Annotated in this window: 1 rRNA gene; it reads right to left on the reverse strand. The window is 54.9% G+C overall.

What is annotated here, in order from left to right:
* Positions 1-206, reverse strand: a 23S ribosomal RNA gene (locus tag KJS58_RS25345); the annotation flags it as partial.

The raw sequence follows: 206 nt of genomic DNA on the forward strand, positions 1-206 counted from the left end.
CCTTGTGCCTTTACACTCTGCGAATGATTTCCAACCATTCTGAGGGAACCTTTGGGCGCCTCCGTTACTCTTTAGGAGGCGACCGCCCCAGTCAAACTGCCCACCTGACACTGTCCTCGCACCGGATCACGGTACCAAGTTAGAACCTAGATACGATCAGGGTGGTATCCCAACGTTGCCTCCACACAAGCTGGCGCTCATGCTTC

The sequence above is a fragment of the Paenibacillus sp. J45TS6 genome (assembly GCF_018403285.1).
GTDB lineage: Bacteria > Bacillota > Bacilli > Paenibacillales > Paenibacillaceae > Paenibacillus.